The organism is Acinetobacter sp. YH01009 (genome assembly GCF_013420765.1).
Lineage (GTDB): Bacteria > Pseudomonadota > Gammaproteobacteria > Pseudomonadales > Moraxellaceae > Acinetobacter > Acinetobacter amyesii.
The window spans coordinates 353,707-380,347 of sequence record NZ_VOYE01000001.1 but is presented as its reverse complement, the minus strand read 5'-3'; the positions used below and the strand labels follow the sequence as shown (position 1 = coordinate 380,347).

General features: G+C 40.9%; 26 protein-coding genes and 2 pseudogenes. 20 read left to right on the top strand and 8 right to left on the bottom strand.

The window, feature by feature from the left end:
* Positions 1-83: 83 nt before the first annotated feature.
* Entirely contained in the window at positions 84-653 is a 570-nt protein-coding gene (locus FTT76_RS01890; RefSeq protein ID WP_180007619.1) for a nicotinate-nicotinamide nucleotide adenylyltransferase, read from the bottom strand.
* Positions 654-759: 106 nt separating this feature from the next.
* Here FTT76_RS01890 and FTT76_RS01885 point away from each other — a divergent pair, with 106 nt between their 5' ends.
* Positions 760-1,560, top strand: coding sequence for an enoyl-CoA hydratase-related protein (locus tag FTT76_RS01885; RefSeq protein ID WP_078190356.1), 801 nt, complete (start codon positions 760-762; stop codon positions 1,558-1,560).
* 164 nt (positions 1,561-1,724) lie between these two features.
* Positions 1,725-2,429 (top strand): nitroreductase family protein, encoded by a 705-nt coding sequence (locus FTT76_RS01880; RefSeq protein WP_257235013.1) that lies wholly within the window; start codon positions 1,725-1,727, stop codon positions 2,427-2,429.
* Between the two features lie 175 nt (positions 2,430-2,604).
* Here the strand turns inward: FTT76_RS01880 and FTT76_RS01875 are convergent, their stop codons facing one another.
* Both FTT76_RS01875 and FTT76_RS01870 read right to left on the bottom strand, forming a co-directional pair.
* Positions 2,605-2,922, bottom strand: a complete 318-nt coding sequence (locus FTT76_RS01875) for a YqfO family protein (protein WP_180007618.1) — start codon at positions 2,920-2,922, stop codon at positions 2,605-2,607.
* Positions 2,923-2,937: 15 nt separating this feature from the next.
* Positions 2,938-3,819, bottom strand: coding sequence for a LysR family transcriptional regulator (locus FTT76_RS01870; protein WP_180007617.1), 882 nt, complete (start codon positions 3,817-3,819; stop codon positions 2,938-2,940).
* 156 nt (positions 3,820-3,975) lie between these two features.
* Between FTT76_RS01870 and FTT76_RS01865 the strand changes: the two are divergent.
* A pseudogene (locus FTT76_RS01865) lies at positions 3,976-5,575 on the top strand (FAD-dependent monooxygenase).
* A gap of 39 nt (positions 5,576-5,614) precedes the next feature.
* Here FTT76_RS01865 and FTT76_RS01860 read toward each other — a convergent pair.
* The 4 genes from FTT76_RS01860 to FTT76_RS01850 all read right to left on the bottom strand — a co-directional run bounded on the left by FTT76_RS01860 (position 5,615) and on the right by FTT76_RS01850 (position 11,722).
* On the bottom strand, positions 5,615-6,070 hold the full coding sequence (locus FTT76_RS01860; RefSeq protein WP_180007616.1) for a hypothetical protein: 456 nt from the start codon (positions 6,068-6,070) through the stop codon (positions 5,615-5,617).
* 78 nt (positions 6,071-6,148) lie between these two features.
* A complete protein-coding gene (locus FTT76_RS17575) occupies positions 6,149-6,277 on the bottom strand; it encodes a KGW motif small protein (RefSeq protein ID WP_257220672.1) in 129 nt (42 codons plus the stop codon).
* Between the two features lie 329 nt (positions 6,278-6,606).
* Positions 6,607-10,443, bottom strand: a complete 3,837-nt coding sequence (gene purL / locus FTT76_RS01855) for a phosphoribosylformylglycinamidine synthase (RefSeq protein ID WP_180007615.1) — start codon at positions 10,441-10,443, stop codon at positions 6,607-6,609.
* A 388-nt stretch (positions 10,444-10,831) separates the two neighbouring features.
* Positions 10,832-11,722, bottom strand: a complete 891-nt coding sequence (locus FTT76_RS01850; RefSeq protein ID WP_180007614.1) for a M20/M25/M40 family metallo-hydrolase — start codon at positions 11,720-11,722, stop codon at positions 10,832-10,834.
* A 355-nt stretch (positions 11,723-12,077) separates the two neighbouring features.
* Between FTT76_RS01850 and FTT76_RS01845 the strand changes: the two genes are divergently transcribed.
* The 12 genes and pseudogenes from FTT76_RS01845 (at position 12,078) to pal (ending at position 22,624) form a co-directional block, all read left to right on the top strand.
* Positions 12,078-13,418: a deoxyguanosinetriphosphate triphosphohydrolase gene (locus FTT76_RS01845; protein WP_180007613.1), complete on the top strand. Its 1,341-nt coding sequence runs from the start codon at positions 12,078-12,080 to the stop codon at positions 13,416-13,418.
* Between the two features lie 110 nt (positions 13,419-13,528).
* Complete coding sequence (ruvA, locus tag FTT76_RS01840; protein ID WP_180007612.1) at positions 13,529-14,131, top strand: Holliday junction branch migration protein RuvA; 603 nt, start codon at positions 13,529-13,531, stop codon at positions 14,129-14,131.
* Between the two features lie 244 nt (positions 14,132-14,375).
* Positions 14,376-15,383 carry a Holliday junction branch migration DNA helicase RuvB gene (ruvB, locus tag FTT76_RS01835; protein ID WP_168378058.1) on the top strand — a complete coding sequence of 336 codons (1,008 nt, stop codon included), beginning with the start codon at positions 14,376-14,378 and terminating at the stop codon, positions 15,381-15,383.
* 97 nt (positions 15,384-15,480) lie between these two features.
* On the top strand, positions 15,481-16,128 hold the full coding sequence (locus FTT76_RS01830) for a hypothetical protein (protein ID WP_180007611.1): 648 nt from the start codon (positions 15,481-15,483) through the stop codon (positions 16,126-16,128).
* A 216-nt stretch (positions 16,129-16,344) separates the two neighbouring features.
* Positions 16,345-16,752, top strand: a complete 408-nt coding sequence (gene ybgC / locus FTT76_RS01825) for a tol-pal system-associated acyl-CoA thioesterase (protein ID WP_067765246.1) — start codon at positions 16,345-16,347, stop codon at positions 16,750-16,752.
* 27 nt (positions 16,753-16,779) lie between these two features.
* The gene (gene tolQ, locus FTT76_RS01820; RefSeq protein WP_180007610.1) at positions 16,780-17,478 is read left to right on the top strand and encodes a protein TolQ; all 699 of its coding nucleotides are present in this window, start codon (positions 16,780-16,782) and stop codon (positions 17,476-17,478) included.
* Positions 17,478-17,927: a protein TolR gene (gene tolR / locus FTT76_RS01815; protein WP_180007609.1), complete on the top strand. Its 450-nt coding sequence runs from the start codon at positions 17,478-17,480 to the stop codon at positions 17,925-17,927. The genes tolQ and tolR overlap by 1 nt, the downstream gene beginning before the upstream one ends.
* A gap of 3 nt (positions 17,928-17,930) precedes the next feature.
* A complete protein-coding gene (gene tolA / locus FTT76_RS01810) occupies positions 17,931-19,325 on the top strand; it encodes a cell envelope integrity protein TolA (protein ID WP_180189963.1) in 1,395 nt (464 codons plus the stop codon).
* Between the two features lie 278 nt (positions 19,326-19,603).
* Positions 19,604-19,909 (top strand): annotated as a pseudogene (locus FTT76_RS01805) (cell envelope integrity protein TolA); the annotation flags it as partial.
* A 79-nt stretch (positions 19,910-19,988) separates the two neighbouring features.
* A complete protein-coding gene (locus FTT76_RS01800; protein ID WP_257224210.1) occupies positions 19,989-20,510 on the top strand; it encodes a TonB C-terminal domain-containing protein in 522 nt (173 codons plus the stop codon).
* A gap of 192 nt (positions 20,511-20,702) precedes the next feature.
* Positions 20,703-21,986 carry a Tol-Pal system beta propeller repeat protein TolB gene (gene tolB / locus FTT76_RS01795; RefSeq protein WP_171319182.1) on the top strand — a complete coding sequence of 428 codons (1,284 nt, stop codon included), beginning with the start codon at positions 20,703-20,705 and terminating at the stop codon, positions 21,984-21,986.
* A gap of 68 nt (positions 21,987-22,054) precedes the next feature.
* Positions 22,055-22,624 (top strand): peptidoglycan-associated lipoprotein Pal, encoded by a 570-nt coding sequence (gene pal, locus FTT76_RS01790; RefSeq protein WP_078190372.1) that lies wholly within the window; start codon positions 22,055-22,057, stop codon positions 22,622-22,624.
* A gap of 264 nt (positions 22,625-22,888) precedes the next feature.
* On the opposite strand, the gene FTT76_RS01785 is transcribed toward pal, so the two are convergent.
* The gene (locus tag FTT76_RS01785) at positions 22,889-23,086 is read right to left on the bottom strand and encodes an NF038105 family protein (protein ID WP_078190373.1); all 198 of its coding nucleotides are present in this window, start codon (positions 23,084-23,086) and stop codon (positions 22,889-22,891) included.
* Positions 23,087-23,270: 184 nt separating this feature from the next.
* Between FTT76_RS01785 and FTT76_RS01780 the strand changes: the two genes are divergently transcribed.
* The 5 genes from FTT76_RS01780 to FTT76_RS01760 all read left to right on the top strand — a co-directional run bounded on the left by FTT76_RS01780 (position 23,271) and on the right by FTT76_RS01760 (position 26,560).
* Positions 23,271-24,245, top strand: a complete 975-nt coding sequence (locus FTT76_RS01780; protein WP_078192041.1) for a class 1 fructose-bisphosphatase — start codon at positions 23,271-23,273, stop codon at positions 24,243-24,245.
* A gap of 52 nt (positions 24,246-24,297) precedes the next feature.
* On the top strand, positions 24,298-25,074 hold the full coding sequence (locus FTT76_RS01775; protein WP_078190375.1) for an RNA methyltransferase: 777 nt from the start codon (positions 24,298-24,300) through the stop codon (positions 25,072-25,074).
* 160 nt (positions 25,075-25,234) lie between these two features.
* Positions 25,235-25,849 (top strand): RNA polymerase sigma factor, encoded by a 615-nt coding sequence (locus FTT76_RS01770; protein WP_111883945.1) that lies wholly within the window; start codon positions 25,235-25,237, stop codon positions 25,847-25,849.
* Positions 25,846-26,166 (top strand): hypothetical protein, encoded by a 321-nt coding sequence (locus FTT76_RS01765; RefSeq protein ID WP_078190377.1) that lies wholly within the window; start codon positions 25,846-25,848, stop codon positions 26,164-26,166. Before FTT76_RS01770 ends, FTT76_RS01765 begins: the two co-directional genes overlap by 4 nt.
* Complete coding sequence (locus FTT76_RS01760; RefSeq protein ID WP_078190378.1) at positions 26,156-26,560, top strand: DUF3106 domain-containing protein; 405 nt, start codon at positions 26,156-26,158, stop codon at positions 26,558-26,560. Before FTT76_RS01765 ends, FTT76_RS01760 begins: the two co-directional genes overlap by 11 nt.
* Positions 26,561-26,641 lie beyond the last annotated feature (81 nt).

Below are 26,641 nucleotides of genomic sequence, written 5' to 3'. Positions count from 1 at the left end.
TTCTCCTGAATAAAACACAGCCTAAAATCACTACAACGTTTATTTTTTTGCTCCATTGTAGTGCTAGAAATTTTAGCGTTTTTTTATAGCAGATTTGTTTTATCCTGAGTCATAAATTTGTGTTGAAGTTGTTTATAAATGTCTGTCTGTTGAAATTTTTGCAAAAATTCGACGGTACCTTGAGGAAAAGCATAATGCTGAATTTCACCACGATAATACGCCTCGCGTACCGGTGTCGCAGAGATCGCCCCTTCTAGACTATCCAGCTCAACCATTTCCCATTCGGGGAAGAATTTTAAATAATAAGAAGAATCATCTTTAAAATGTCCAATCAAACCGACTTTTGCATTCGTTTCAACTAAATCATTCACCAAAGATTTGACTAACTTTTGCCATTTTTCATCGTTATATACATCTATCACATGCACAAACTTGATTCGCTTCTGATCTTGCTCTGAAAAATTTGACAGGATCATCTGCTCACGTTCTGACGCTAAAAATGGATTTTTGATATTACGTTCATTTTGCGCCGAACCAAGCGCCAAAAGCACATAATGACTCTGTTGCAAAGCTATTTTAATGGTTTGCAAATGCGCTAAATGGAACGGCTGAAAACGCCCAATGAAAACCAAATAATCAAATGTATATTTCATATCAAATCAAACTTTTTATGAACTGAGCAGTTGTGCCACAGGCTGAAATATGCGACATAATGTCGAGCATAAAATCAAAACGAAACTTTTACGCAAGGATAGTACGATGACACTGAGCTGTATTCAACAACCCCATGAACATTTGAATGCGAATTTGGACAATGGCGTACTGACCTTAGCCATTAACCGACCTCAGGCGAAGAACGCGCTGTATACAGAATTATATCTGTGGATTGCAAAAGCATTAGATGAAGCTGATCAGGATACTTCAGTGCGTGTAATTGTACTCCGTGGTCAAGATGCGGACTTCAGTGCGGGCAATGACATGCAAGATTTTATGAAATCTGCTGCTCAAAAAGGACAAGCTCCAGCTTCAGAAGGCGCACCGTTCATTTTATTAAAATCTGCTGCTCAATTTTCTAAGCCGCTGATTGCTGCGGTTCGCGGCGTTGCCATTGGGATTGGTGTTACGATTCTGCTTCATTGCGATCTTGTCTACAGCGACAATACTGCCCTATTCCAAATTCCGTTTGTGAGCCTTGGTCTATCGCCTGAAGGTGCATCGAGCAAGCTATTGGTTCAACAAGCCGGCTACCATAAAGCGGCGGAATTACTGTTAACTGCTCAGAAGTTTGACAGTGCGACAGCGCTTTCAGCAAATTTGGTCAATAGCATTGAAGAAGATGCTTATGCGACAGCTGCGAAAAAAGCAGCACAGTTATCTGCACTTCCACTAGCATCTTTGGTTCAATCAAAAGCATTAATGAAACATAATGTAGATGAAATCGTGGCATGGATTGACCATGAAGCTGAAATTTTCATGGATCGAGTAGGCTCTCCAGAAATGATGGAAGCTGTTGCCGCCTTTATGCAAAAACGCAAACCTGACTTCTCTCAGTTCAATTAATGTTTTAATGGAACTAAAAAACCACTCATATTTGGGTGGTTTTTTTCATCTCAGCCCCAATCTATTTTCTAAATTAAAAAACTGGATGTTTCCACATGACTGCAGTATCACAAACTGAAACTAAACCTGAAAAGAAACGCTACTACGAGCCTGCGCCTTAAGGCATCGATATCGAGAATTTTAAAAAAGTTGTACAAAGCCGTCGTTCTGTACGTAAGTTTACCGACAAGGCCATTCCAAACGACGTTTTAGATGAATGCTTAGACCTCGCCTTGCTTGCACCGAATTCATCGAATTTACAACCGTGGACATTCTATGTCGTTCAGAACCCTGCAAAGAAAAAACAATTGGTGAAAGCTTGCTTAGGGCAACTAGCTGCAAAAACTGCTGCTGAATTGATTGTCTGTGTCGCGCGTACCGACCGTGTAGATGAAATGGCAAAACGGAATATTTCGGAATTTCCATTTCCTGAAGCACCTGCAGCGGTACAGAAGTATTACAAGTTTATTCCTTATAACTATAAAACTGGTTACTTCAACGCCCTAGGTAACTTTAAGAAAGTTGCTTTCAAAGTTGCACGTACACTGGATAAACAATTGCCTGTAACAGCTTTTAATGAAGCAGATGCAAAACTTTGGGCGAGCAAAACCACAGCATTGGCTTGTGAAAACTTAGTTTTGGCTTTACGTGCCTATGGTTTTGACAGTTGTATGATGGAAGGTTTTGATGAACCTTTGGTGAAGAAGATTTTAGGATTAAATGCCCAGCAATACCCAGTGATGGTGATTGGTGCAGGTGAACGTGCTAAAGATGGTGTGTTCTTCCCGCAGTATCGTTTTGACCGTGAGCTGTTTATTCAGAAGATATAAATTGCTTTCAAATGAATGGTCACAACCACAATTAGCTGCATAACTTTAAATAATCGGTAAGTCCCTTCTCTCTTCGGGATGAGGAGCATGTTCCGCAAGAGGATGAGGGGGCATAATCTGATAAATCCTCTCCCTAACCCTCTCCTTTAAAAGGAGAGGGGACTTTTATTGTGAATTAAAAACTCACATCCACCATTTGAATAAACTCAAATGCTGGCTCTTCATAAGGATGACTTGCTTTTAAAGCCCTTGCGACTTCACTCGCTTTATCTTCAGGCACGATGGTTTCCACTCGCCATTCAGGGATAGATTCAAGCTGATTCAACTCACCAATAAAAGGATTTGCGCCTTTTACAGGTTTAAATTGCCCCGTCCCTAACACTTGCCAAGCACAGTGTTCATAGTTTCCGATACCTCCTGCTCCAGCTTCAAAAACAGCCAGTTTAGTCGACTCTAGGTGAGACTCAGGTACATAATAAATCAGTTTTAACATTGGTTATTCCAGACGCTATTGTGCAGTCACATTATTTAAAGCACTGCAAATCATTTTTAATGCCACATTATTCGATGCATTCGGATAGGTTGCATATAAACCTAGTTTCGGTAATTCCACATCTGTTTGAATGACTTTGACCGAATCATTTAAAAATTTGAGTAAATATTCGGGCACAAAACTCAGGCCCATGCCCATATTAATCAAATTTAAATGCTGCATGACATTGGTCACCCACAGCATGTGATCATGTTGTTGCTGATCAAAAGGAATCAAGGCATTTAAGGTATCGTAAAAAACAGGAGAAGCATTTTGTTCACACATAATAATGGTGTGATTTTTTAACTCTTGAAGTTTTAAGATTCGATCTGATGGATGCAGATGCGCTGCACCGACTAGATAGATCTGCTCACTTAAAACCTGAATATTGGTGAAGTCGTCATGACTTAAGTGATAACGAGTAAAACTAATATCCAATTCAGTATTTTTGAGTTTTTGGATTTGCTCTGTACACGTCAAGCTATGTAAATGAATTTTTAAATCTGGGATATGTTGTTTTAATTGCGCCAAAATACTCGGCATAATTTTCAATTCTGCGACATTTAAAAAGCCAATATGTATTTGGTTATTTTTAGCTTGCGCCACGTGGCGAGCTGCAGCTACAGCTTGTTTGGCATTTTGAATTGCTTGCTCGGCATATTTGAGAAAAGCCTGCCCTTCGTCGGTCAGTAAGACTTTACGAGCAGAACGTTCAAATAATTGCACCCCAACCTCCTGCTCTAAATCTTTAATTTGCTGACTGAGTGATGGTTGTGCTGTAAATAGTTTTTCCGCTGCCTTAGTGAAACTCTGTTCTTTCGCCACCGTCACAAAATAACGTAAATGTCGTAATTCCATTCACTTCACTCCACACACTCACTACATCACCTGTGTCATGCAGTCAAAATACCAATAGATCTATAGTTTATATGAATATCCATTCTACTCGGAAAACCATTTGCCTAGACTGCGGACTATTCCAAGTTTGCGCTTCACATACACATGGAGTTTTGTATGACACAGCAATTCGATACCGATGTTCTGATTATTGGCACAGGGCCTGCAGGTTCTACTTTAGGTTTGGCCTTGGCAAATTACGGCATACAGGTTCAGCTTTTTACCCAATTTAATTGGTTAGCTAATAGTCCGCATGAGTGCTTGGGGAACGGGCGATGAACGTCATGGCGATTATATTAAAGGCAGTCCTTGTCCATTGGTCGATCTCATTCAGCCGAAAATGGAAGCTTTGTTGGTAAAAAATGCGGCTGAACGTGGTGCAATTTATAATTTTAATACTGAATATTTGTCCCATGTGCAAGATGAGCATGGTGTAACAGCAACCTTTTTAAATCGTATTACAAATACTGAATTCAGCTTACGTGCCAAATATTTGGTCGGTATGGATGGGGCAAAATCCAAAGTCCTTGAACAGCTTGATTTACCACTTGAAGGGGTGATGTCTCGCGCAGGTACAGTCTATGTCACGTTTAAAGCTGATCTTTCCAAATATGTGCAACACCGCCCTGCCATTTTGCAATGGATTGCCAATCCTGAAGCCAGCTTTGGTGATCTGGGCATGGGCTTACTCCGTGCCATTACACCGTGGAATGAATGGATTATGGGTTGGGGCTTTGATATTTCCAAAGGTGAACCACAAGTCACCGAAGAGCAATTGCGTGGTCGTTTAAATGCCTTTGTCGGTGCTGAAATTGAAAATGTCGAGATTCAAAAACTGTCTTATTGGTATGTGAACCAAACATGGGCAACTGAATACTCGAAAGGTCGTGTATTCTGCGGCGGTGATGCGGTGCATCGTCATCCACCATCAAGTGGCTTAGGTTCAAATACCTGTATGCAAGATGCCTTTAACCTCGGTTGGAAATTGGCGTATGCCATCAAAGGTTGGGCTGCTCCTGCTCTACTTGAATCTTATACCACTGAGCGTGCGCCTGTCGGCAAGCAAATCGTGGCGCGTGCCAATCAATCTCGCTTTGACTATAAGCATCTCAAAGAGGTATTTGGCTTTGACCAAGGCATCACAACTCAAGCTCAAATGATGCAACGTATTTTTGCAGAAGATGAACAAGCTGCAGAAATCCGTCAAAAACTGTTCCATGCTTTAGAAATTAAAAACTTGGAGTTTAACGCGCAAGGTGTAGAGCTAAATCAACGTTATACGTCCAATGCAGTGATGGTTGAATCTGAACCTGAAGTATTTGAAAAAGATCAACAACTGTACTTACAAGCGACCACACGTCCAGGTGCTAAAGTACCGCATACATGGTTGATTAATACCAAAGGCCAAAAAATTTCAACCTTAGACATCACAGGCAAAGGGCGTTTTACCTTAATTACGGGCTTGTTTGGCAAAGGCTGGAAGCAAGCTACAGAAGCTTTGGATTTGCCTTATTTGGATGTTATTCAAGTTGGTTCTCGTGAATACCGTGACGTTTATGGTACATGGAATGCGAAATCTGAAATTCATGAATCAGGCGCTGTCTTAGTTCGTCCAGATGGTTATGTCGCTTGGCGATACCAAGACAGTACTAATGCTGCTTTTGATTATGAAAATACGTTGAAGGCGGTGTTAAAGCAGATCCAATTGGCTATTTAATCAAAAACCACCTTCGGGTGGTTTTATTAATTCAATATTTTAGGATTTTTCTTTCCAACAATGTTGTTTTTTTTCTACACCTAATTCAGCTTTATCTAACAACAATACTAAATTTTGTGTTCGATTATTTGAACTTTTTGGCACAAAACTATTTTGACTATATCCATTTTTATAAACGCAAATCGACCAACTATATTTTGCTGGAAATATATGAATAAATTGCAAACTTTTCTCTGCAGAAAATGTAGCAATTCCGTCCTGTGTTTTTTTTAATGTAGATTCAGTAAAAGACTTGCCTTGCCATGTTGTAAGATTTAAAAATACTTCTGCATCGTCCAACTTTTCATTTTGCTCATTGATAACAGTTATATTAATTTTCGGATGCTTCGTTTTTAAAATAGGAAAGCACCCACTTAACAATGTTGACGGAAACATAAAGCCTAAAAGTAAAAATATTTTTATATCTTTTAATAATACAAATTGTTTAAAGCTCATTATTAATTTTTGCAGTTTTTTAATTATGCATTAGTTTACATAAAAAACCGCCTCACGGCGGTTTCAATTGTTCAAATATTACATCTGCAACGCATAACCCAAAAATAAAAACACCAACTGCAAACACACCACTGCACCAAAAAGCTTCCAACCCTTTTTACGCAGCGCAGACTTATCCACTGCCGAGTATTCTACTATTTTAATCATGTCATCACCTCATCATGAGTGTTGATACTGAACTCGTTTACTTATCCATCTTTCTTTTATCTTGCTAGTCTTTAATCTTGCATAGTTATTGTGCATAAATTACACACTAGCATGTTTCCACAAATATAAAAGCAAAATCTAAACCAAGTTCAGTGGGAGAAATAAAAATTTAAAACCAACAAAAAACCACCCGCAGGTGGTTTAAAAAACGAAAGCGATTATATGTGTAAAAACAAGCATTCACAATAATTAATATATCTTTTGGTAAATTTTAACCATAAAAAAAGCCACCCTAAGGCGGCTCTTTTCTAGGATTCATCTATCTAAGATTAACCAATAAATTTACGTGCATTACGGAACATACGTAACCAAGCACCATCTTGATCCCAGTCTTCTGGTTTCCAAGAATGCTGAATTGCACGGAAGTTACGCTCAGGGTGCGGCATCATAATCGTTGCACGGCCGTCTTTAGACGTTACACCTGAAATCGCTTCTGGCGAACCATTCGGGTTCATTGGGTAATGCTGCGTTGGGTTACCTTGGCTATCTACATAACGCAAGATCACTTGATCACCTGCATTCAATGCCGCAATGTTTTCCGCGCTAGCAACTACACGGCCTTCACCATGTGCCACGGCGATAGGAAGAATCGAACCTTCCATACCATCTAACAATACAGAATTAGATTTTTCAACGCGAACGTTAACTGCACGCGCTTCAAACATCTCAGATGTATTGCGGTGGAAACGAGGCCAAGCTTCTGCACCCGGAATGAGTGGTGCAAGCTGAGACAGCATTTGACAGCCGTTACAAATACCTAGAGAGAAAGTTTCATTACGGTTGAAGAATTTCTCAAATTGGTCACGAAGTTTAGGATTGAACAATACTGATTTAGCCCAACCGCCGCCTGCGCCCAATACGTCACCGTAAGAGAAACCGCCACACGCTACCAAACCTTCAAAGTCATCAAGACTGATACGGCCAGCAAGCAAGTCGCTCATGTGTACGTCTACAGTGTTGAAACCAACTTTGTCGAATGCAGCAGCCATTTCTACATGACCATTTACACCTTGTTCACGCAGAATCACCATGTTTGGACGGCGTTCATTGATGTACGGCGCTTCGATTGGCTCGTTCAAATCAAATGTTGGTTTTGCAATTAAACCTGCATGTGATTTGTCAGCAATCAACGCATATTCTTGATCCGCTGTTTCTACGTTGTCACGTAAACGTTGAATTTGATGTGACACTTCTGTCCATGCTTGCTGTAATTCAGCACGGTCTAAGCTCAAACCATTTACAATTAAAGTATCTGTATCATTTACAGTACCTACAACTGCAATTGCATCTTTAAGGCTAGACGCTGCAACTTCAGCTTCTAATGCAGTCCAATCCGCTTTGCTGATTTGAAGCACTGCACCAATTTCTTCTGCAAACAAGCTTGCAGTAGATTGATCTTCAAGCGCTGCACCTAGGCGTGAAGCGAACATCATTTCTGCAACAGTTGCCAATAGACCGCCATCACCGATGTCATGGTAAGCCTTGATAAGACCACGGTTGTTCCAGTCTTGAACCAATGCAAAGAATGCTTTGAAGTCATCGAAGCTGTCTACATCAGGAGTTACAGAACCAATTGCTTTATAAACCTGAGCAAGGATTGAACCGCCTAAACGGAATTGACCTTTAGAAAGATCGATACGTACAAGTACAGACTCGATATTTTTCAATTCAGGTGTCAATGTTTTGCGAACATCCGTCACAGGTGCAAATGCTGTGATCACGCCTGACATTGGTGAAGTGACAGATTTGTCTTCGCCTTCGTCATTCCAAGTGGTACGCATAGACAATGAGTCTTTACCTACTGGAATTGCGATACCTAGTGCAGGACACATTTCCATACCGATGGCTTTAACGCCTTCGAATAGCGCTTGGTCTTCACCTTGTTGACCTGCAGCAGCCATCCAGTTTGCAGACAATTTAATGTCGCTGATCTGGTCGATTTTTGCAGACATGATGTTTGAAATTGATTCTGCTACAGATAAACGTGCAGAAGCAGCAGGATTCAACAACGCAACTGGTGGACGCTCACCCATTGCCATCGCTTCACCTGTATAACCAACAAGGCTAGTCGTTGTTACTGCAGCATCCGCTACAGGCACTTGCCACTTACCGACGAACTGATCACGTGCAACCATACCTGTAATCGAACGGTCACCAATGGTGATGAGGAACGATTTAGATGCAACAGTTGGATTCTTAAGAACGCGGTAAATCGCATCTTTCAAATCTGTTACAGTTTCAGCAGTGAAGTCATCGCCTTTACGTTCAATCGTTTCGTATGAACGGCTCATGCGTGGTGTACCGCCAAGCATCACTTGCATTGGCATATCCACAGCTTTGTTTTCAAACAATGGATCTTCAACGGTTAAATGGCGCGCTTCAGTCGCTTCACCCAATACCGCAAACGGACAACGCTCACGTGCACACAGTGATTCAAAGAGTTCTAAAGATGATGGACGGATCGCCAAAACATAACGTTCTTGCGCTTCATTCGACCAGATCTCCATCGGAGACATGCCTTTTTCAAGCGATGGAATTTTACGCAGATCAAGTACCGCACCTAACTCGTGATCGTTCACAAGTTCAGGCATTGCATTTGAGATACCGCCTGCGCCTACGTCATGTACAGACACGATTGGGTTATGATCTTCCATGCGCCAGCAAGCATCGATGACTTCTTGGCAACGGCGTTCCATTTCTGGGTTTTCACGCTGTACAGATGCGAAGTCTAGGTTTTCACCCAACTTACCGCTGTCTACAGAAGACGCTGCTCCGCCGCCTAAACCAATCAGCATTGCAGGACCACCTAGTACGATCAGTAAATCGCCTGGTTGAATCGCATCTTTTTCTACATGGTCAGGACGGATGTTACCGTAACCACCGGCAATCATAATTGGCTTATGGAAGCCTTTTACATCGCCATTGACATTTTGTTCAAATGTACGGAAGTAACCATTTAACGCAGGACGACCAAATTCATTGTTAAACGCTGCACCACCCAATGGGCCTTCAATCATAATTTGAAGTGGAGATGCCATACGAGATGGTTTGCCGTAGTTTTCTTCCCATGGCTGTTCAAAGCCTGGAATGTTCAAGTTAGATACGGTAAAACCTGTTAAACCTGCTTTTGGCTTACCACCACGACCTGTTGCGCCTTCGTCACGGATTTCACCGCCCGAACCTGTTGCTGCACCAGCAAATGGTGCAATCGCTGTCGGATGATTATGTGTTTCCACTTTCATCAAGATGTGAGCGGCTTGGCTCTTATACTTATAAACATGGTGACCTGTTTCAGCATCTAGTTTTGGATAAAAACGCTGTGTGTCAAAACCAACAATTACAGAAGCGTTGTCTTTATATGCCGACAATACATCTGTAGGTGATTCTTTATAGGTGTTTTTAATCATTTGGAACAATGACAATGGTTGAACTTCACCATCAATTGTCCATTCTGAACCAAAGATTTTATGACGGCAGTGTTCAGAGTTTGCTTGAGCAAACATCATCAATTCGATGTCATGCGGGTTGCGACCCATTTTTGTGAATGCATCGGTTAAATAATCGATTTCTTCATCAGAAAGCGCAAAACCAAATTCAGAGTTAGCTTTCACCAACGCTTCTTTACCTTGACCCAAAATATCAATTGAGTTTAAAGGCTTTGGTTCAGTTTCAGAGAAAAGTGCCGCAGCATCTTCAATAGCATTGAAAACGCTTTCAGTCATGCGATCATGTAATGCTAGTTTTACTTCATCAGAAACAGCATTTACACCCTTCAAAGTAAACAAAACACCGCGTTCAAGGCGATGAACCGGTGTATTACAGTTGGCAAAAATGTCTGTTGCCTTAGACGACCACGGAGAGATGGTTCCAACACGTGGCGTCACTAAAATTTGGACTTCGTCACTTGCTGCTTGGTGCAATTCAAAAGATTGACCATCGTTGAGAAGCTGTAAAGCGGATTGCTGTTGTTGCTCGTTGAGCGCTTGGTCAAAAAGGTAAACCCATTGACTTTCAATTGATTGAACAGAACTAATTGACGTTAAACGTGATAATAGTTGAGTTTTCTTAAATGAAGAATGTGCAGGTGCACCGGCAACGATAAACATGCTGATTTTGGCTCCACGGGATGATCGAAAAGACCATGCCACAATGTGACTTGAGAGAGCGCATATTCTACTGTGTATTAGTTAAATCAGCTAGATGTGAAAGTGAAATTGTAGTGCTTATATCGGGAAGTTTAGGCAATAATGCTTTTATTTTTAAATAATAAAATTGAATTTAGTCGCACAGATTAACACAAAATTATCTGATTTTTTCATTTCATCCTAAGAATAATATTCAAACTATAAAAATGTTTTATTTTTCAACAACAACTCACTTTTTAATCAAGCTTTAAAACCATATTTGAAAATGATTTTCAGGTCTAAATGTGTGAGATTTAAACCTGAAATTCATAAAAGACTAAAATCATTTCACATTTGAAATTGAAACATTTTATTTATTCAAATCTGACAATAGATGTTGAATTACATTGAGGGCTAAGTTCAGTGAGTTTACATCTACACCATCAATCGTATCGCAAGCCTTGTGATAGCACGGTGCAAATTCGAGTTCATCACCTTTCATTTGCTCATTAAATAAAATTAGTGAAGTAACGGGAACTTTCCCTAAAAATGGCAAAGTATCGCTTGCTGTTAAAGTCGTTACATCATCTTTAATCTGCATATTATTGGTTTTAAAATATTGACGCATACTTTGTTCTAATGCAGCATCCTGCGGGTGCTTAGGTAATTGACTCATGCTGTCTAAGATTGGCTGATAATCACTTTGTATAAGTCCATTGGCTTTAAACTGTGCCTCCATTTCTGCAATTGATGAATGGTCACCATCGGCAATCATGATATTCGGATTCTTTGTTCCCACCATATCAACATTGATATAGGCTTGAATGCCTTGAAGCTGTTTCTCACTGAGTGATTTCACAAAAGCTTGTGAACCTGCAATACCAACCTCTTCCGAATCCCAAAAGGCAAGATATAGTGTGTGTTTAGGTTTTACCTTTTGCTTCGCATAGTCTTGTAATAATGCTAACAATACTGCAACGCCTGAAGCATTATCATTAATCCCAGGCCCCATTTTCACCGAATCATAGTGCGCGCCGACAATCACAGCGGTATCTTTGAATTGCCCTTCAATCTCAATCACAATATTTTGCCCAACGGTCTTTTCTCGATTTTCAAATGGCAACATTTGCGCGTGCAAGCCTGCTTTCTTGGCTTGTTCAAGAATATATTGTGCAGAAGCCAATCCACCTGCTGTACCTACTGCACGATTGCCACCATTTTGTTCCGCAATTTCTTCAAATGTTTCTAAATGATGCATCATGCTATTTTCTGATGCAGCAACATTTTGGTTTGGCTGCACTTTCGTTATATTTTTTTCTGTATTGAAACTTGTACAACCTGACAAAAAAATGTCACGCCCAAACTTAGTGCAGTCAAAGTAGGAAGAAATTGCTTTCTATACATTTAAATTATTCTCATTGAAAATTAAAAAATGGGATAAAAGGTAAAATTTGCCCATCTATACTAACAGCCCATTTTTAAATTTCTGTTTTGTTTTGCATTTCATTAAGGCAAATCACTCATACATCTTTTAAGACAAGTTGTGTCGCCCCAGACTAGTGATTTTCAACTAAGTTTGGCATTATTCAATTCAAGTAATAAATGAATAATGATAAATGACTCAAATGCGTTGGCTTGAACTTCTTTCTACAGTTCGTATTGGTAGCAATAAACACAGTTCTGAACAGGCACGTAGCCCTTTTCATAAAGACTATGACCGCATTATATTTTCGCAGAGTTTTCGACAGCTTAATCGCAAGACCCAAGTCCATCCCCTCACCCAACACGATGGCATTCATACTCGCCTGACGCACTCTTTAGAAGTGTCTTGTATTGGACGTTCATTGGGGATGCTGGCGGCTGAAAAAATTAAAGATGAACTCCCGATGTGGATTTCACCTGCCGATGTCGGTGCAATTATTCAAGCTGCGTGCTTGGCACACGATATTGGTAATCCACCTTTTGGCCATGCAGGCGAATATGCCATTCGAGAATGGTTTGATGACGCATCGCATACCAACTTTTTACAGGACTTAAGCCCTGAAGAAGAAGCCGATGTGCGTCAGTTTGAAGGTAATGCACAAGGCTTACGTTTACTGACTAAAATTGACTATCACCCGAATGATGGTGGTATGCGTTTAACCTATGCAACTTTAGGTGCATATTTAAAATACCCGTGGCTATCCAAAACTATTGCATCGCAAGGCAATAAACCTGCAAGCCAACGAGCAAAGTTTGGTTGTTATCAAGCAGAAAAAGAAATCTTGCAGCAAATTGCAGAACAATTGGGTTTAATTCAACTGGGCGAATATCACTACTGTCGTCATCCTTTGACTTATTTGCTTGAAGCCGCAGATGATATTTGTTATGCCTTAATTGACCTTGAAGATGGCATTATCCTCAACATGTTGAACTATAACGAAGTTGAGCCCATTTTCCTTGATTTGGTCGGTGACTATGGCATACCTGCCGAATTGGCTATGACTGATACCACTTGGCAACAAAAAATTGCCGCATTACGAGGTCGTGTGATGAAACGTCTAGTCGAAGAAGTCACGACTGCCTTTGCCCGTCATCATCATGATATTTTGTCAGGTCAACTCAAAGGCAGTTTATTGCAATATTGCAGTGAAGATATTGAGCGTGGAATTAACCGAGCAAAAGAATTAGCTCGCGATAAAATTTTTGAACATCCACAAAAAGCCGGCTTAGAGATTATTGCGCATCAAAGTCTACAAAATATTTTAGATGCATTTATTCCTCTAACTACGCCAAATAAAACCTTGAGTTTTAAAGAACAGCGACTGATGTCCATTCTCCACCGTTCGGGGGCACATTTTGGGCCGTTGCATTATGAAAACATCATGCAAGTATTGGATATTATCTCTAAATTTTCAGACCATCAGGCTTATAACCTTGCACAGGAACTTCAAGGCAATAAAGTTGGTTTCTTTTAAAGCTGAAAAAATGTGAAGGCTAGTAATTCGCTGGCCTTCACGCTAATCTCGCAACAAATTGAAATTGAGCAAATAGCTCAGACTAAACTGAAATAAAGTGAATAAATGACATGATCGGATGTTTAATTGGCGAAGTGCTGGCATTGGAAGCACCAACGGTATTACTCAATGTAAATGGTGTGGGCTATGAAATTGACACCCCACTTTCAACATTTTGCCAACTACAGAAAGGTCAAAAAATTACCTTGTGGACACATCTGGCTGTACGTGAAGATGCACAACTGCTGTATGGATTTAGCAATGCTCAAGAAAAACTGATCTTCCGCACACTGTTAAAAGTTAACGGCGTAGGCCCTAAAATGGCACTGGGCATTTTATCAACATTAAGTGTTGAAATGCTGATTCACACGGTTGAACATGAAGATGTAAACACTTTAGTCAAAGTTCCGGGTGTAGGCAAAAAGACCGCTGAACGCCTCATGATTGAGTTACGTGATCGCTTTAAAGCAATGGCTTCAGGCACGGCACCAACCAATTCAACTGTTGAACAAATTCAATTTACGGGCAACTCTGCCGTAGCCGAAGCTGAAGCGGCCTTACAGTCTTTAGGTTATAAACCTGCTGAAGCACAAAAACTAATTAATGCCGTCAAAGCTGATTATACTGAAGCCAGCGACATTATCCGTGCTGCATTAAAGTCGATGAATAAATAATTTTAGTTTCTAATGAGCACTGTATCCTTTGCCTTTTAGAGCTATAGACAGTATGTGAATCACGCAGGCGACAAGGATGTCGCCGTTAAACTGTGCTACAAGGACGTAGCATCAGTTTAACAAATGGGTTTTGTCACTTTTGCCCAGTCAAAAGTGAGAATCGCCTATACAATGGCATTTAAAATTCAATCGCTTTTTGAGGCTGTGATTCTTCTACAACGATATAGAGATTAGTTAAATAATTATGCAAGACCGTCTTATCAGTGGTTCAGAAAAACCCGAAGACCACTTCGACCGCGCCATTCGCCCAACTTCCCTTGATGACTACATCGGGCAACCTGTCGTCCGTGAACAAATGGAAATCTTTATCGGTGCTGCGCGTGGCCGTGAAGAAGCACTCGATCACACCTTAATTTTTGGCCCACCGGGTTTAGGAAAAACCACACTGGCCAATATTATTGCCCGTGAAATGGGCGGCAACTTAAAATCAACATCAGGCCCCGTCCTTGAGCGTGCAGGCGATTTGGCTGCAATGCTAACCAACCTCGAAGAAGGTGATGTTTTATTTATTGATGAGATCCATCGTCTTTCACCGGTCATCGAGGAAATTCTCTATCCAGCGATGGAGGATTACCAACTCGACATCATGATTGGTGAAGGCCCTGCTGCCCGTTCGATCAAACTGGATTTACCACCCTTCACTCTTGTTGCAGCGACGACTCGTGCAGGCCTACTGACCTCTCCTTTACGTGACCGTTTCGGTATCGTACAACGTTTAGAGTTCTATTCTGTCAAAGACTTAACGCATATTGTGACTCGTTCTGCCAACTTGATGGATGTGCCCATGACCGCCGAAGGTGCTCAAGAAGTTGCACGCCGTGCTCGTGGGACACCTCGTATTGCAAACCGTTTATTACGCCGGGTCCGTGATTATGCGCAAGTCAAAGGCACAGGTGAAGTAACCCAAGAGATGGCTCAACGTGCTTTGGACATGCTAAATGTCGATAAAGATGGTTTAGATACGCTAGACCGCCGTTATTTATCAATGCTACTAGAGCGTTTTGATGGTGGCCCTGCAGGTGTAGAAGCTCTAGCTGCTGCTATGGCAGAAGACTCAGGGACGCTAGAAGATGTAATCGAGCCCTACCTCATTCAGCAAGGCTATGTCATGCGTACTGCGCGTGGACGTATTGCCACCAATATGGCTTATTTACAGTTTGGTATGACACCACCAGAGCCGAAAGATAAATAGACGATTATTCACTGAACGACTTCGGGGAGTTAAATTCTCCCTGAATGTTTATTTAAATTTTTAAATAAATTCAATCCACTACAAACAGCAAACTAAAATGATAAATCTTGAGAATAGAATAATTAACAAAATTAATAGCGAATACATTCAAAACCTTCCATTAGACAGTGCCATTGAAAACATTCCCAGAGAACAACCCATCAGTTCATTTAGCCCTAAACAAATGAGTGATTTTGAAAGCTTATTCCACACCGAATACAATTATTTTATCACTGTCGAATGTGAAAACATTCTTAGCAAAGAAACCATAGAAGTAAGTGAAGATAATATCTTAACTATTAAACAATCGCCTTCTGCATATCATATAAAAAACCTGAGCTTCAACTATACTTCTGCCCTCATTTTTATTGGGACGTACTATCACGACGACGTACAAGCTTTGGTCAAGGAAAACTTTAAGCCAGCAAAAATTAATACATTTTATTTCAGCCTCTCATTCTTTGCTTTAGTCATACTCGTTTATGTGTTTTTCTGGATAGATCTAGCTAATAAACTTTTACTTATGTTAGTTATTGGCCTTGGCTTTTGCTGCTTAACGTATATGTATGAATCTTTAAAGGCATTACTCCCAAAGCAACAGAAAAAGAAAATGGAAGAAACTCACTTTCATATTGCGGGATATTTAGCAGCTCATCTACAGGATTTTGTCGATGCAAAATTTAAATTAGATGAACAAATAAATTAAAAGCAGTCTCTTTTTTAACCAATAATTACAACTACGAAAGTTAAAGATTTACGTGAGTTGAAACCTTGTGCCATTGGACTGATGACTCACGGTGCTAAACTGCCCGTCATTGAAGCACTTGACGAATCATTGAATTATCGCCATTTTTAAATGCTCTAATTCTTTGCTGAAGTGCAGACCAATATTTTTCAGATTTTATAAAGACGGAACACTCTCATGGCGAATAAATTCGAATTCAACATTCGTGTATATATTGAAGATACAGATGCAGGTGGCATTGTTTACCACGCAAATCATATTCGCTTTATGGAACGTACCCGCACAGAATGGCTGCGCGCTTCAGGTGTAGACCATTATTGGCATCAAAAAGATTACAACTTTGTCGTTCATAAAATTAATGTGAAATATTCACGTCCTATATTAATGGATGACCTAATTACTGTTACAGCAAGTGTAGTTTCGTGTAAGGCTACGTCATTTGTGTTGCAACAAAATATTTATCGTGGTGATATTATGCTGGCATCAGGTGAGGTAGAATTGGCATGTATCAGTGCAGAGATGAGACCCCGTCGCCTTCCTGATGAAATACGTGAACTGATTCTGAAAGAATTGGAACAAGATTAAAAAAATTATTTGGCACATGTAGTAACTATGGCAACTCAACTAGAATCAACACTCAAAGTTTCAGACCTCATCTTACAAGCAAGTCCTGTCGTACAACTGGTAATGCTCCTGCTGCTCTTAGCTTCGTTATTCAGTTGGTATCTGATTGCCAAGTTACACATGAGTTATAAAAAAGCGCAGGCCGATGATGAACATTTCCAAAAAATCTTTTGGTCTGGCGCCGAACTCAACACTTTATACAACAATGCTCAGCTCAACTCGAAACGTGTTGGCCTTGAAGATGTCTTCTATCAAGGTTTAGGCGAGTTTTTCAAACTTAAAAAGCGTAATGCCAGCGCAGAACAATCCATTGAAGGTACAGAACGTATTCTTCGTGTGGGTTTAAGCCGTGACCAAGGACATTTAGAAAATGGTTTAGGCGCGCTTGCGAGTATTGGATCGGTTGCACCCTATGTTGGTTTATTCGGTACCGTTTGGGGCATTATGAACGCTTTTATTGGTTTGGCAGATATTGACCAAGTCACCCTTGCTACGGTTGCTCCGGGTATTGCAGAAGCATTGATTGCAACGGCCATTGGTCTTTTTGCGGCAATTCCTGCTGTACTTGCATTTAACCATTTCACAGCCAAAGGTGAAGCCGTTTATAATGATCGTGCGCTTTTTGCCGAAGAAATGGTTGCGTTATTACAACGCCAGTCTGTAGGTTCAACTCAGGACAATGACTAATGGCTATTCAACGTTCTGGACGCTTTGAGCGCATCAAAAAACCATTTAAAAGTGACATGAACGTCGTACCTTATATTGATGTCATGTTAGTTCTTTTGGTGATTTTCATGGTCACGGCACCTATGATCACCACAGGTGTCAAAGTCGATTTACCACAGGCAAATGGCACGCCTATGCAAGCGGAAGATCGCCCTGCGATTGTTACACTTGAGGCGGATGGAACGATCAAACTCGAAGATAAAAATCATCAGAATGATGTACTCACACTTGATGAACTAAAATCTGTTTTAACTGCTTCACAAAATGAAGCGAACGAACAGAAAAAGCAAATGAGTGTCCTGATTAACGGCAGTGAATCTCGTCCTTATGGTGAAGTCATGAAACTCATGTCTGCCCTTCAAGATGCAGGTTTAACACAAGTAGGTTTACTGACTGAGCCATTAAAATAATTTATGAAAGATTTCAACAAGCCGCCTTTTAAACAAAAAGCCGTTGCGATTGGTTTCACACTAGGTGTTCATATCGTCGCTGTGGTTGGCTTACTTTATCTTGGCATGAGTAAACCACCTGAGCCCCCTAAAAAAATAACCACTGTTTTGGTAAAACCGGAAGATTTGAAACCTGTAACTCGTGAAGTCACAGAGTTTGATGAAACCGCGCATGAAAATGTAGCTGAACAAATCACGCAAACAGCAGAACCTAGCGTTGAACCAGCACCCGAGATTCCAACGGCTGCACCACCTAAACCAGCAGAACCACCTAAGGCAGATCCACAGGTTGCTGCTCAACAGGCACTCGCTGCGGCAAAAGCACAGCAGCTTGCTGAACAAAAAGCTGCGGACAATGCAAAGCGTGCTCAAGAACAAGCTAAAGCGGCTGAAGCTGCAAAACTAAAAGCACAACAAGAAGCTAAAGCGGATGCGGCTAAGGCAAAAGCAGATGCTACGGCGAAAGCCAATGCTGAAGCAGCAAAACGTAAAGCAGATGCTGATGCCAAAGCCAAGGCTGAAAAAATCCGTGCCGATGCTTTAAGAAAAGCAGAAGCTGACAAAGCCAAAGCTGCAGCAACGGCAAAAGCCAATGCAGATGCAAAAGCCAAGGCCAATGCGGATGCTGCAAAACGTAAAGCAGATGCAGACGCGAAAGCTAAAGCCAATGCGGAAGCTGCAAAACGTAAAGCAGATGCTGATGCGAAAGCCAAGGCCAATGCAGAAGCTGCAAAACGTAAAGCAGATGCTGATGCCAAAGCTAAGGCCAATGCAGAAGCTGCAAAACGTAAAGCAGATGCCGATGCAAAAGCTAAAGTCAATGCGGAAGCTGCAAAACGTAAAGCAGATGCTGATGCCAAAGCTAAGGCCAATGCGGAAGCTGCAAAACGTAAAGCAGATGCTGATGCGAAAGCCAAGGCCAATGCAGAAGTTGCAAAACGTAAAGCAGATGCCGATGCAAAAGCCAAGGCAGATGCAAAGGCAAAAGCCGATGCCGAAGCACGCGAACGTGCAGCCGAAGAAGCCAAAGCTTCATCAGCTAAAAAAGCAGCTGAAGAAGCCGCACAGAAAAAGGCTGAAGCGAAGAAAATTGCCTCAACTGCTAAACGTGATTTTGAAAACAAAATCCGCCGTGCATGGGATACACCTTTTGACTCTGCGGGTAAATCGGCAACTGCTCGCGTTACCCTTACGGAAAGTGGTTCAGTTCAGTCAGTGATTGTGAACTCTAGTGACCCTGATATGAAAGCCAGTATTGAGGCTGCTGTTCGAGCTGCTGCACCATACCCAATGCCGAGTGACCCAGATGCAAAACGTGAAGCTCAAAGGTTTACGTCCACCTTCAAGTCATCACGTTAATTTTTAAATCCCTGCAAACCTTGTGGGGATTTTTCATTTACTTCTATAAAGAATCATAAAAGATGAAACCACTTTTTTTATTTTCTACACTCTTACTTATTTGCAGCCAAACAATTGCTCAAAGTCGGTCAATTTATATCCCCTCTTCGGCAACGCCTGACCATATTCCACCTGAACAATTTAATGCTTTGCTGATGGATCATGCTAAAACAACTCAACCTGAGAAATCAGTCCAGGACGTAAAAAAGCCTCTTAAACCCATTTCACATGCTCTAAATGAAGAAGATGCAAAGAAAAAAGCGGAAGCCAAGAAAATCGCTTCAACAGCTAAACGTGATTTTGAACATAAAATCAAACGTGCTTGGGATACACCACCTGGCTCTAGCGGTAAAACGGCCATTGCTCGCGTGATTTTATCTAAAACAGGTGCTGTCCAAGCAGTCATCGTAAGCTCCAGTGATCCTGATATGAAAGCCAGTATTGAGGCTGCAGTTCGTGCTGCTGCACCATATCCGATGCCTAGCGACCCAGATGCTAGACGTGAAGCACAAAGTTTTACCTCTACATTTAGATCTTCAAATTAAGTTTGATAAATCCTTGCATTGATTGCGGGGATTTTTCTATTGATCAAAATCTCTAATCTTCCAATTGGATTAAGCTAAAATGATGCATTTCTTTAAATTTTCGTTTCTATTTTCTGTAATCGCAGGCTCATCATTAACCTTTGCAACCCCTACCAGCATTCAAACGGCTGACAAGATTCAACCTGAGAAAATAGCAGAGCGTTCCTCGAACGCAACAGCGGCTAAGACGAAGTCATATTCTGAACAAGATAAGCTTCAACTAGAACATAAAATTGCTGAAGCGAAACGGCAAGCTGAAGCAGATGCGGCTAAAAAAGCTGAAGCAAAAAAAATTGCATCTAATACAAAGAAAATAATACAGCAAACTATCCTTAGCAACTGGCAAGCGCCAGCAGAATCAACTGGGCAAAAAGCCAATGCTCAAATTACACTGACATCATTTGGTTCAATTCAATCGATAGTGATTCTTGGTGCGCCAAATCGTGCATTTAAAAAGAGTATTGAAAAAGCCATCCTTAGCTCAGCCCCTTTTGATTTACCAGAAAATCAAGATGCTCGACTTGAATCTCGCATTATCTCTATGCCCTTTCTATCTAAATAAGGACATCAGTTCAGCAGAACCTTATATTTTTATAATTAAGCATCATCAAAATAGGCAAACATTTAGACACGAATTCACAGACGAATAACAGATTAATCATAATGTTGTGCTTTCAATATCCCAAAATCATGCCATTATGTGACACAACCAAATACAGACAATAACTCACATTTTTAGAGTAATTAGCGAATGATGGAAATGACGCGTAAACATCTTCTTTGCTTAGCCGTATTCACTGCTTTGAGCCCAGTTTTAGTGACTCAAACGCATGCGCAGCTTCACCTCGAAATCACTAAAGCTCCTGAAGAAGCACCTAAAATTGCGATCGTGCCTTTTAGTAATGACTCAAATATTTATCCAGTGGTTGAAAATGACTTGAACCGCTCAGGTAAATTTACCAGTGCCTCTAAAAACTTACCTGCAACTGCAACAATAAATTCACCTAATGCAGAAGCATGGAAAGCTGCGGGCGTACCCTATGTCGTGACAGGCACATCAAAAACAACGGCTGATGGCTCTTATGAAATTCACTACCAACTGTATGATGTTGAAAAAAAACAATACCTGTTAAATGAACTACTCACTGTACCTGCTTCACGTTATCGTCAAGCAGCGCATATGATCAGTGATGCAATCTATCAAGCTTTAACTGGCATTCCAGGTGACTTCAGCGGCCGTATTGCCTATGTATTGCGTAATGCAGCAACACCAGATCAGCGCTATACCCTACAAATTGCAGATACGGATGGTGAACAACCCCGTACCATTTTGACTTCACGTGATCCAATCTTGTCCCCTGCATGGACGCCTGATGCGAAAAAGCTAGCCTATGTTTCATTTGAAACCAAACGCCCTGCGATTTACATCCAAGATTTAGCAAGTGGTAACCGTGAAAAAGTAGCAAGTTTCCGTGGCCTGAATGGTGCACCAAGCTTCTCACCTGATGGTAAATCAATGTTATTTACCGCATCGATGCATGGCAATCCTGAAATCTATCAAATGGATTTACAGACTCGCCAATTAAAACGCATGACCAATGACACAGCGATTGATACAGAAGCACGTTATGCACCTGACGGTAAATCATTTATTTTTACCTCTGACCGTGGTGGCTCTCCACAAATTTACACCTACAACTTAAGTGCTGAAAGTGTCAAACGCTTGACTTTCCGTGGCGCTTTCAATGCACGTGGTACGTTAAGTGCGGACGGTAAAAAATTAGCTTTGGTACATCGTCCTAGCGGTAGTAACTATAAAGTTGCGGTTCAAGACATTGGTTCTGGTGTAACCAATATTTTAACGCCAACTAGTTTAGATGAATCCCCAAGCTTCTCACCAAATGGTCAAATGGTCGTGTATGCAACACGTGAAGCAAACCGTGGTTTGCTCTCGATCATGTCTTTAGATGGTCGTTTCCGCATGAACTTACCAAGTGAACAAGGTGAAGTTCGTGAACCAGCTTGGGCACCGAAATAAACACTGCATGATTTTTTCAACAATAACTTTTTAATGAAACATTATAAATAACCGTCATGGAGATCAATATGAACGCGATGAAACTGATTGCATTACCTGTTTTAGCTACAGCATTAGTAATGACTGGTTGTGCCAGCCGTAAACCTGCAGCAGATGTACAAGCAGGACAAAACCCAAATGGCTCAACCACTGTAAACACTTCAGGTTTAAGTGAAGATGCAGCACTCAATGCACAAAACCTTGCGGGTGCATCATCGAAAGGTGTAACTGAAGCGAATAAAGCATTTTTAGCGAAGCGCGTTGTACACTTTGACTACGACAGTACAGAGCTTAGCAATGAAGACTTACAAACCCTTCAAGCTCACGCTCAGTTCCTAGTTGCTAATGCAAACTCACGCGTGGCTTTAACAGGTCACACCGATGAACGTGGTACTCGTGAATATAACATGGCACTTGGTGAACGTCGTGCCAAAGCTGTTGAAAGCTTCCTGATTACAACAGGTGTAAGCCCTAACCAGCTTGAAGCAGTCAGCTATGGTAAAGAAATGCCAATCAATGCGGGTCATGATGAAAATGCATGGAAAGAAAACCGCCGCGTAGAAATTAACTACGAAGCTGTTCCTCCGCTACTTAAATAAGACTTGAAAAAGTCTGAGCTAAAAAAAAGCACTCATTAATGAGTGCTTTTTTATTTAACCCGTATCATTTAATTTATATCGTTTCATTTGCACCGTTCTATTGCAATGTTCTTTGCTTTAGCTCAATTTAGCCCTTTAACTCAGGATAAATTCGATTAGCGGCTTTAGAACATAAAAAATAATCAATTAAAATGCAAATGAACGACTTTTAAAACGAGATCCTTAGCTTTACCAACTAGAAAATCACCGTAACAATCCAAATCATTACGCTTCTGCTTCTGGATGTTCAGCATTTTCTTTTTCTGTTTGCATCGACTCAATGAGATCATGTTTATTGAACTTTTTATACTCTGCTTTTGCTTCGTAACTGCTCCAAGCAGCTTTTACGGTATCCGCAGAAATATCGTCTAAATTCAATCCCTCAGTTGCAGTCGGAGTCGCATCAAATTTTTGTGTGGTCATTGTTGTGCTCCCTGTCTTTCGATTTATACATTAGATTCAACATAGCATGTTATTCAGGACTTGCAAGGGTAAAATCACGACAAATAGTCTAGTTTAATTTTTCTTTTCCTTCGTTCTCATCTAAAATGTTGCACAATCACATTTTTATCATTTTTGATAAATTAATATTTGGAGTTTTCCGGTTATGTCAAATCTCACCCTTTCCCAATTTCTACAACAACAAAGTGGTAATCTTACTCCTGCATTAGCACAAGTTATTGAAACAATTGGTAATACATGCAAAGACATCGACCTTCTTTTACAAAAAGGTGCTTTGGCTGGTGTATTGGGTAGCGCGCAACACGAAAACGTTCAAGGTGAAGAACAAAAGAAACTTGATGTCATTTCAAATGATTACCTCATCGATGCATTAAAAGTTCATCCACATGTCGGTGGTTTGGCATCTGAAGAATTAGATGAATTCACGCCAGCTCAAGAAAATGGCGATTATCTTGTTTTGTTCGACCCATTAGATGGTTCAAGCAACATCGATATCAACATGTGTGTTGGCACAATTTTCTCAATTCTTCCTGCAAAAAATGCCGTAACGCAAGCTGAAGATTTCATGCAAGCGGGTGTTAACCAAGCGGCTGCAGGTTATGTACTGTATGGCCCATCAACAATGATGGCTCTAACTGTCGGTGCTGGCGTAGTCTTCTTTACTTTTGATCCAGAAAGCAAAGAATTCTTATTAACTAAAGATGCGATTGCGGTTGCAGCAGACACTAAAGAGTATGCAATTAATGCATCGAACCAACGTCACTGGGAAGAACCTGTAAAACGTTATATCGACGAACTTCTTGCAGGTAAAACTGGCCCGCGTGAAAAAGACTTCAATATGCGTTGGGTCGCATGCATGGTGGGTGATATTCATCGTATTCTTTGCCGTAGCGGTATCTTCATGTATCCATACGACTTCAAAGATCCGAAAAAAGCAGGCCGTCTACGTTTAATGTACGAAGCAAACCCAATGAGTATGTTGATGGAACAAGCTGGCGGTGCTTCTACAACAGGCCGTGTCCGCATTCTAGACATCCAACCAACAGAACTTCATCAACGTGTTCCTGTGATTATTGGTTCTAAAAACGAAGTTGACCTAGTTACTTCATACCATAATTAATTTCTAATAACGAAAGTCAGTATTTTTGCTGACTTTCGTGGATATCTCCCTCATGGCTCTGATTTATCTCGAATCAAAAGACAACCCGAAAATTAAGCACCTCCGTGGCTTAATCGAACAAAATGCCTACCGTAAAAAACAAGGTCAAACTGTTTTGGAAGGCACACACTTGGTGTTGTCATGGTTAGACTCAAAACGTCCAATCAAATCGATTTTCACCACTGAACAAGCAATTAACCATGCTGATTTCGATCGCATTGCGGAACAATATCAAGGTGCGGTGTTCATTCTAAGTGAATCTTTATACAAAGATATCAGTACACTTGGAACATCTATTGCTTGCTTAGCGATTGTGGATTTACCAAGTTCAAGTGAAGCGCTTAACTTCAGTGAAGACACCTTAATTTTAGACAACATTCAAGACCCTGGTAATGTAGGTACCCTACTCCGTTCTGCTGCCGCGGCGGGTATTGAGCAAGTCGTTTGTACCAAAGGCTCTGCATCACTCTGGTCACCGCGTGTATTACGCGCAGGCATGGGCGCACATTTTTCATTAAATACCTTTGAAAATATTGCCCTTGAAGATATTTTGACGAAATTCAAAATTCCAGTGTATGCAACAAGCTCTCATCAGTCTGAAAACCTGTATAGCAAAAATTTGCGCCAACAATGTGTGTGGATTTTAGGCAATGAAGGTCAAGGTGTTTCTGAATATGCATTACAACATGCAGAAGCCGTTGCGATTCCTCAACCGGGTGGTCAAGAATCATTAAACGTAGCCATTGCTGGCTCGATCTGTTTTTTTGAAATGGTACGTCAGCGTCAGTAAAATCGTTATTTTATTGTATTTAGCGCTTAAGCCTGAAAAAAATAGACTACACTAGAAAAAATAATAATTCTTTTTGTCAACCTTACCGTTATTTCCATCGTTATTTGTATATGAATATGGAAATAATGGTGGGTATCCGATGACAGGATTTTCCATCTCTATGGATTTAGCACCCAAAAAGTCCGAGACGCAAGACAGCAGTGTTTTAAAAAGCACGGCTGAGTCTCGCCTGAAAAACTTCATGAATGAAGTGACGGGGCGTGCTTTAGTAATGATGGAAAGTGCAACGCACGGTCAACATGGCATTGCCATGGACTTGGTGCAAGAAGCCTTTATTTCCTTACATAAAGCTTATGCTGAAAAATCCACAGAGGAATGGTATCCCCTGTTTTACACCATTTTAAATAACAAGCTGCAAGACTGGCGTCGAAAAGAAGCACGTCGTTCGCAGCCGTTTTCCTTATTTAGAAAAGTCAGCCTAGATGACGACGATGTCGAGATACAGGATGTGGTAGATGAATCTACACCAAACCCTTTCGACTTTCTGGATCAGGCTGTCACTGCAGAGGAAATACAAGATGCTATCGCAGAACTTCCAGTCCGCCAGCAACAAGCATTTATGTTGCGAGCTTGGGAAGGCTTTGATACGCATACAACTGCAGAAATTATGAATTGTTCCGAAGGCAGTGTGAAAACACATTACCACCGTGCCATTCAAGGTTTACGTACCGCTTTGGCACATTTGAATCCACATATGGGAGGATCATCCGAATGAAACAAGATGATTTCTTAAAGCAAGTAACTTCCAAACTTGATGGACTCGCACAGCACCATAAAGACAAAGCAACTGTCATGAATAACGTGCTTGAAGATATTCATCAGCGCGAAACTTCTCGTTATGGTTTCTGGAAAATGTCTGGCTTTGCACTTGCAGCAGCAATTGCAGGTTTCGTCATTTTACCGAATGCGACTGTACTGGATGACAAACCACAAAATCAGGTGATTTCAACCCCTAAGCTCTCCCCTCAAATGGTAGAAGATCTTGAAATGTTGATGGTTCTGGGTGAGGACAAAGTTCCACATGGCAGCTAAAAAATTAGCAATTGCATTCTGTGCTTTTAGTTTTTTGCAAACCAGTTTTGCTGGCTTTGATCGCTTTTGGATATTTTCAAAAGATGCAGATACTCAAGTCAATGAAACTTGGGATTCGCTATCTGAAGCAGAACAACAGGCTTTAATTAAAAAGTATCAGGCACTCAAAGAGATTCCTGCAGATCAACGTGTCAGCTTGCAACAGCGCATGGATTGGTTCACTCAACTTCCAGATAGTGAAAAGCAACGTATGCGCGAAACTTGGCAAAAAATGAGTACTTTAGAACGTAAAGAACTCGCGACACGTATGCAAAAAGCTAGTCCTGATGAAAGACCTGCTATTCGCGATGAGTATATCAATAAATATTTACAGCCTATCGCTGTCGTTCACTAATCAAAAATAACAGCATGTTGTAAAAATCAAATCAATTACATTGGTTAAGCCATAAAATAAGCCTCTTATCGAGGCTTTTTT

Coding starts and splice junctions, on each gene's coding strand:
- FTT76_RS01890 (WP_180007619.1), bottom strand. CDS start 653: ATGAAATATACATTTGATTATTTGGTTTTCATTGGGCGTTTTCAGCCG.
- FTT76_RS01885 (WP_078190356.1), top strand. CDS start 760: ATGACACTGAGCTGTATTCAACAACCCCATGAACATTTGAATGCGAAT.
- FTT76_RS01875 (WP_180007618.1), bottom strand. CDS start 2,922: ATGTTAAAACTGATTTATTATGTACCTGAGTCTCACCTAGAGTCGACT.
- FTT76_RS01870 (WP_180007617.1), bottom strand. CDS start 3,819: ATGGAATTACGACATTTACGTTATTTTGTGACGGTGGCGAAAGAACAG.
- FTT76_RS01860 (WP_180007616.1), bottom strand. CDS start 6,070: ATGAGCTTTAAACAATTTGTATTATTAAAAGATATAAAAATATTTTTA.
- FTT76_RS17575 (WP_257220672.1), bottom strand. CDS start 6,277: ATGATTAAAATAGTAGAATACTCGGCAGTGGATAAGTCTGCGCTGCGT.
- purL (WP_180007615.1), bottom strand. CDS start 10,443: ATGTTTATCGTTGCCGGTGCACCTGCACATTCTTCATTTAAGAAAACT.
- FTT76_RS01850 (WP_180007614.1), bottom strand. CDS start 11,722: ATGATGCATCATTTAGAAACATTTGAAGAAATTGCGGAACAAAATGGT.
- FTT76_RS01845 (WP_180007613.1), top strand. CDS start 12,078: ATGACTCAAATGCGTTGGCTTGAACTTCTTTCTACAGTTCGTATTGGT.
- ruvA (WP_180007612.1), top strand. CDS start 13,529: ATGATCGGATGTTTAATTGGCGAAGTGCTGGCATTGGAAGCACCAACG.
- ruvB (WP_168378058.1), top strand. CDS start 14,376: ATGCAAGACCGTCTTATCAGTGGTTCAGAAAAACCCGAAGACCACTTC.
- FTT76_RS01830 (WP_180007611.1), top strand. CDS start 15,481: ATGATAAATCTTGAGAATAGAATAATTAACAAAATTAATAGCGAATAC.
- ybgC (WP_067765246.1), top strand. CDS start 16,345: ATGGCGAATAAATTCGAATTCAACATTCGTGTATATATTGAAGATACA.
- tolQ (WP_180007610.1), top strand. CDS start 16,780: ATGGCAACTCAACTAGAATCAACACTCAAAGTTTCAGACCTCATCTTA.
- tolR (WP_180007609.1), top strand. CDS start 17,478: ATGGCTATTCAACGTTCTGGACGCTTTGAGCGCATCAAAAAACCATTT.
- tolA (WP_180189963.1), top strand. CDS start 17,931: ATGAAAGATTTCAACAAGCCGCCTTTTAAACAAAAAGCCGTTGCGATT.
- FTT76_RS01800 (WP_257224210.1), top strand. CDS start 19,989: ATGATGCATTTCTTTAAATTTTCGTTTCTATTTTCTGTAATCGCAGGC.
- tolB (WP_171319182.1), top strand. CDS start 20,703: ATGGAAATGACGCGTAAACATCTTCTTTGCTTAGCCGTATTCACTGCT.
- pal (WP_078190372.1), top strand. CDS start 22,055: ATGAACGCGATGAAACTGATTGCATTACCTGTTTTAGCTACAGCATTA.
- FTT76_RS01785 (WP_078190373.1), bottom strand. CDS start 23,086: ATGACCACACAAAAATTTGATGCGACTCCGACTGCAACTGAGGGATTG.
- FTT76_RS01780 (WP_078192041.1), top strand. CDS start 23,271: ATGTCAAATCTCACCCTTTCCCAATTTCTACAACAACAAAGTGGTAAT.
- FTT76_RS01775 (WP_078190375.1), top strand. CDS start 24,298: ATGGCTCTGATTTATCTCGAATCAAAAGACAACCCGAAAATTAAGCAC.
- FTT76_RS01770 (WP_111883945.1), top strand. CDS start 25,235: ATGGATTTAGCACCCAAAAAGTCCGAGACGCAAGACAGCAGTGTTTTA.
- FTT76_RS01765 (WP_078190377.1), top strand. CDS start 25,846: ATGAAACAAGATGATTTCTTAAAGCAAGTAACTTCCAAACTTGATGGA.
- FTT76_RS01760 (WP_078190378.1), top strand. CDS start 26,156: ATGGCAGCTAAAAAATTAGCAATTGCATTCTGTGCTTTTAGTTTTTTG.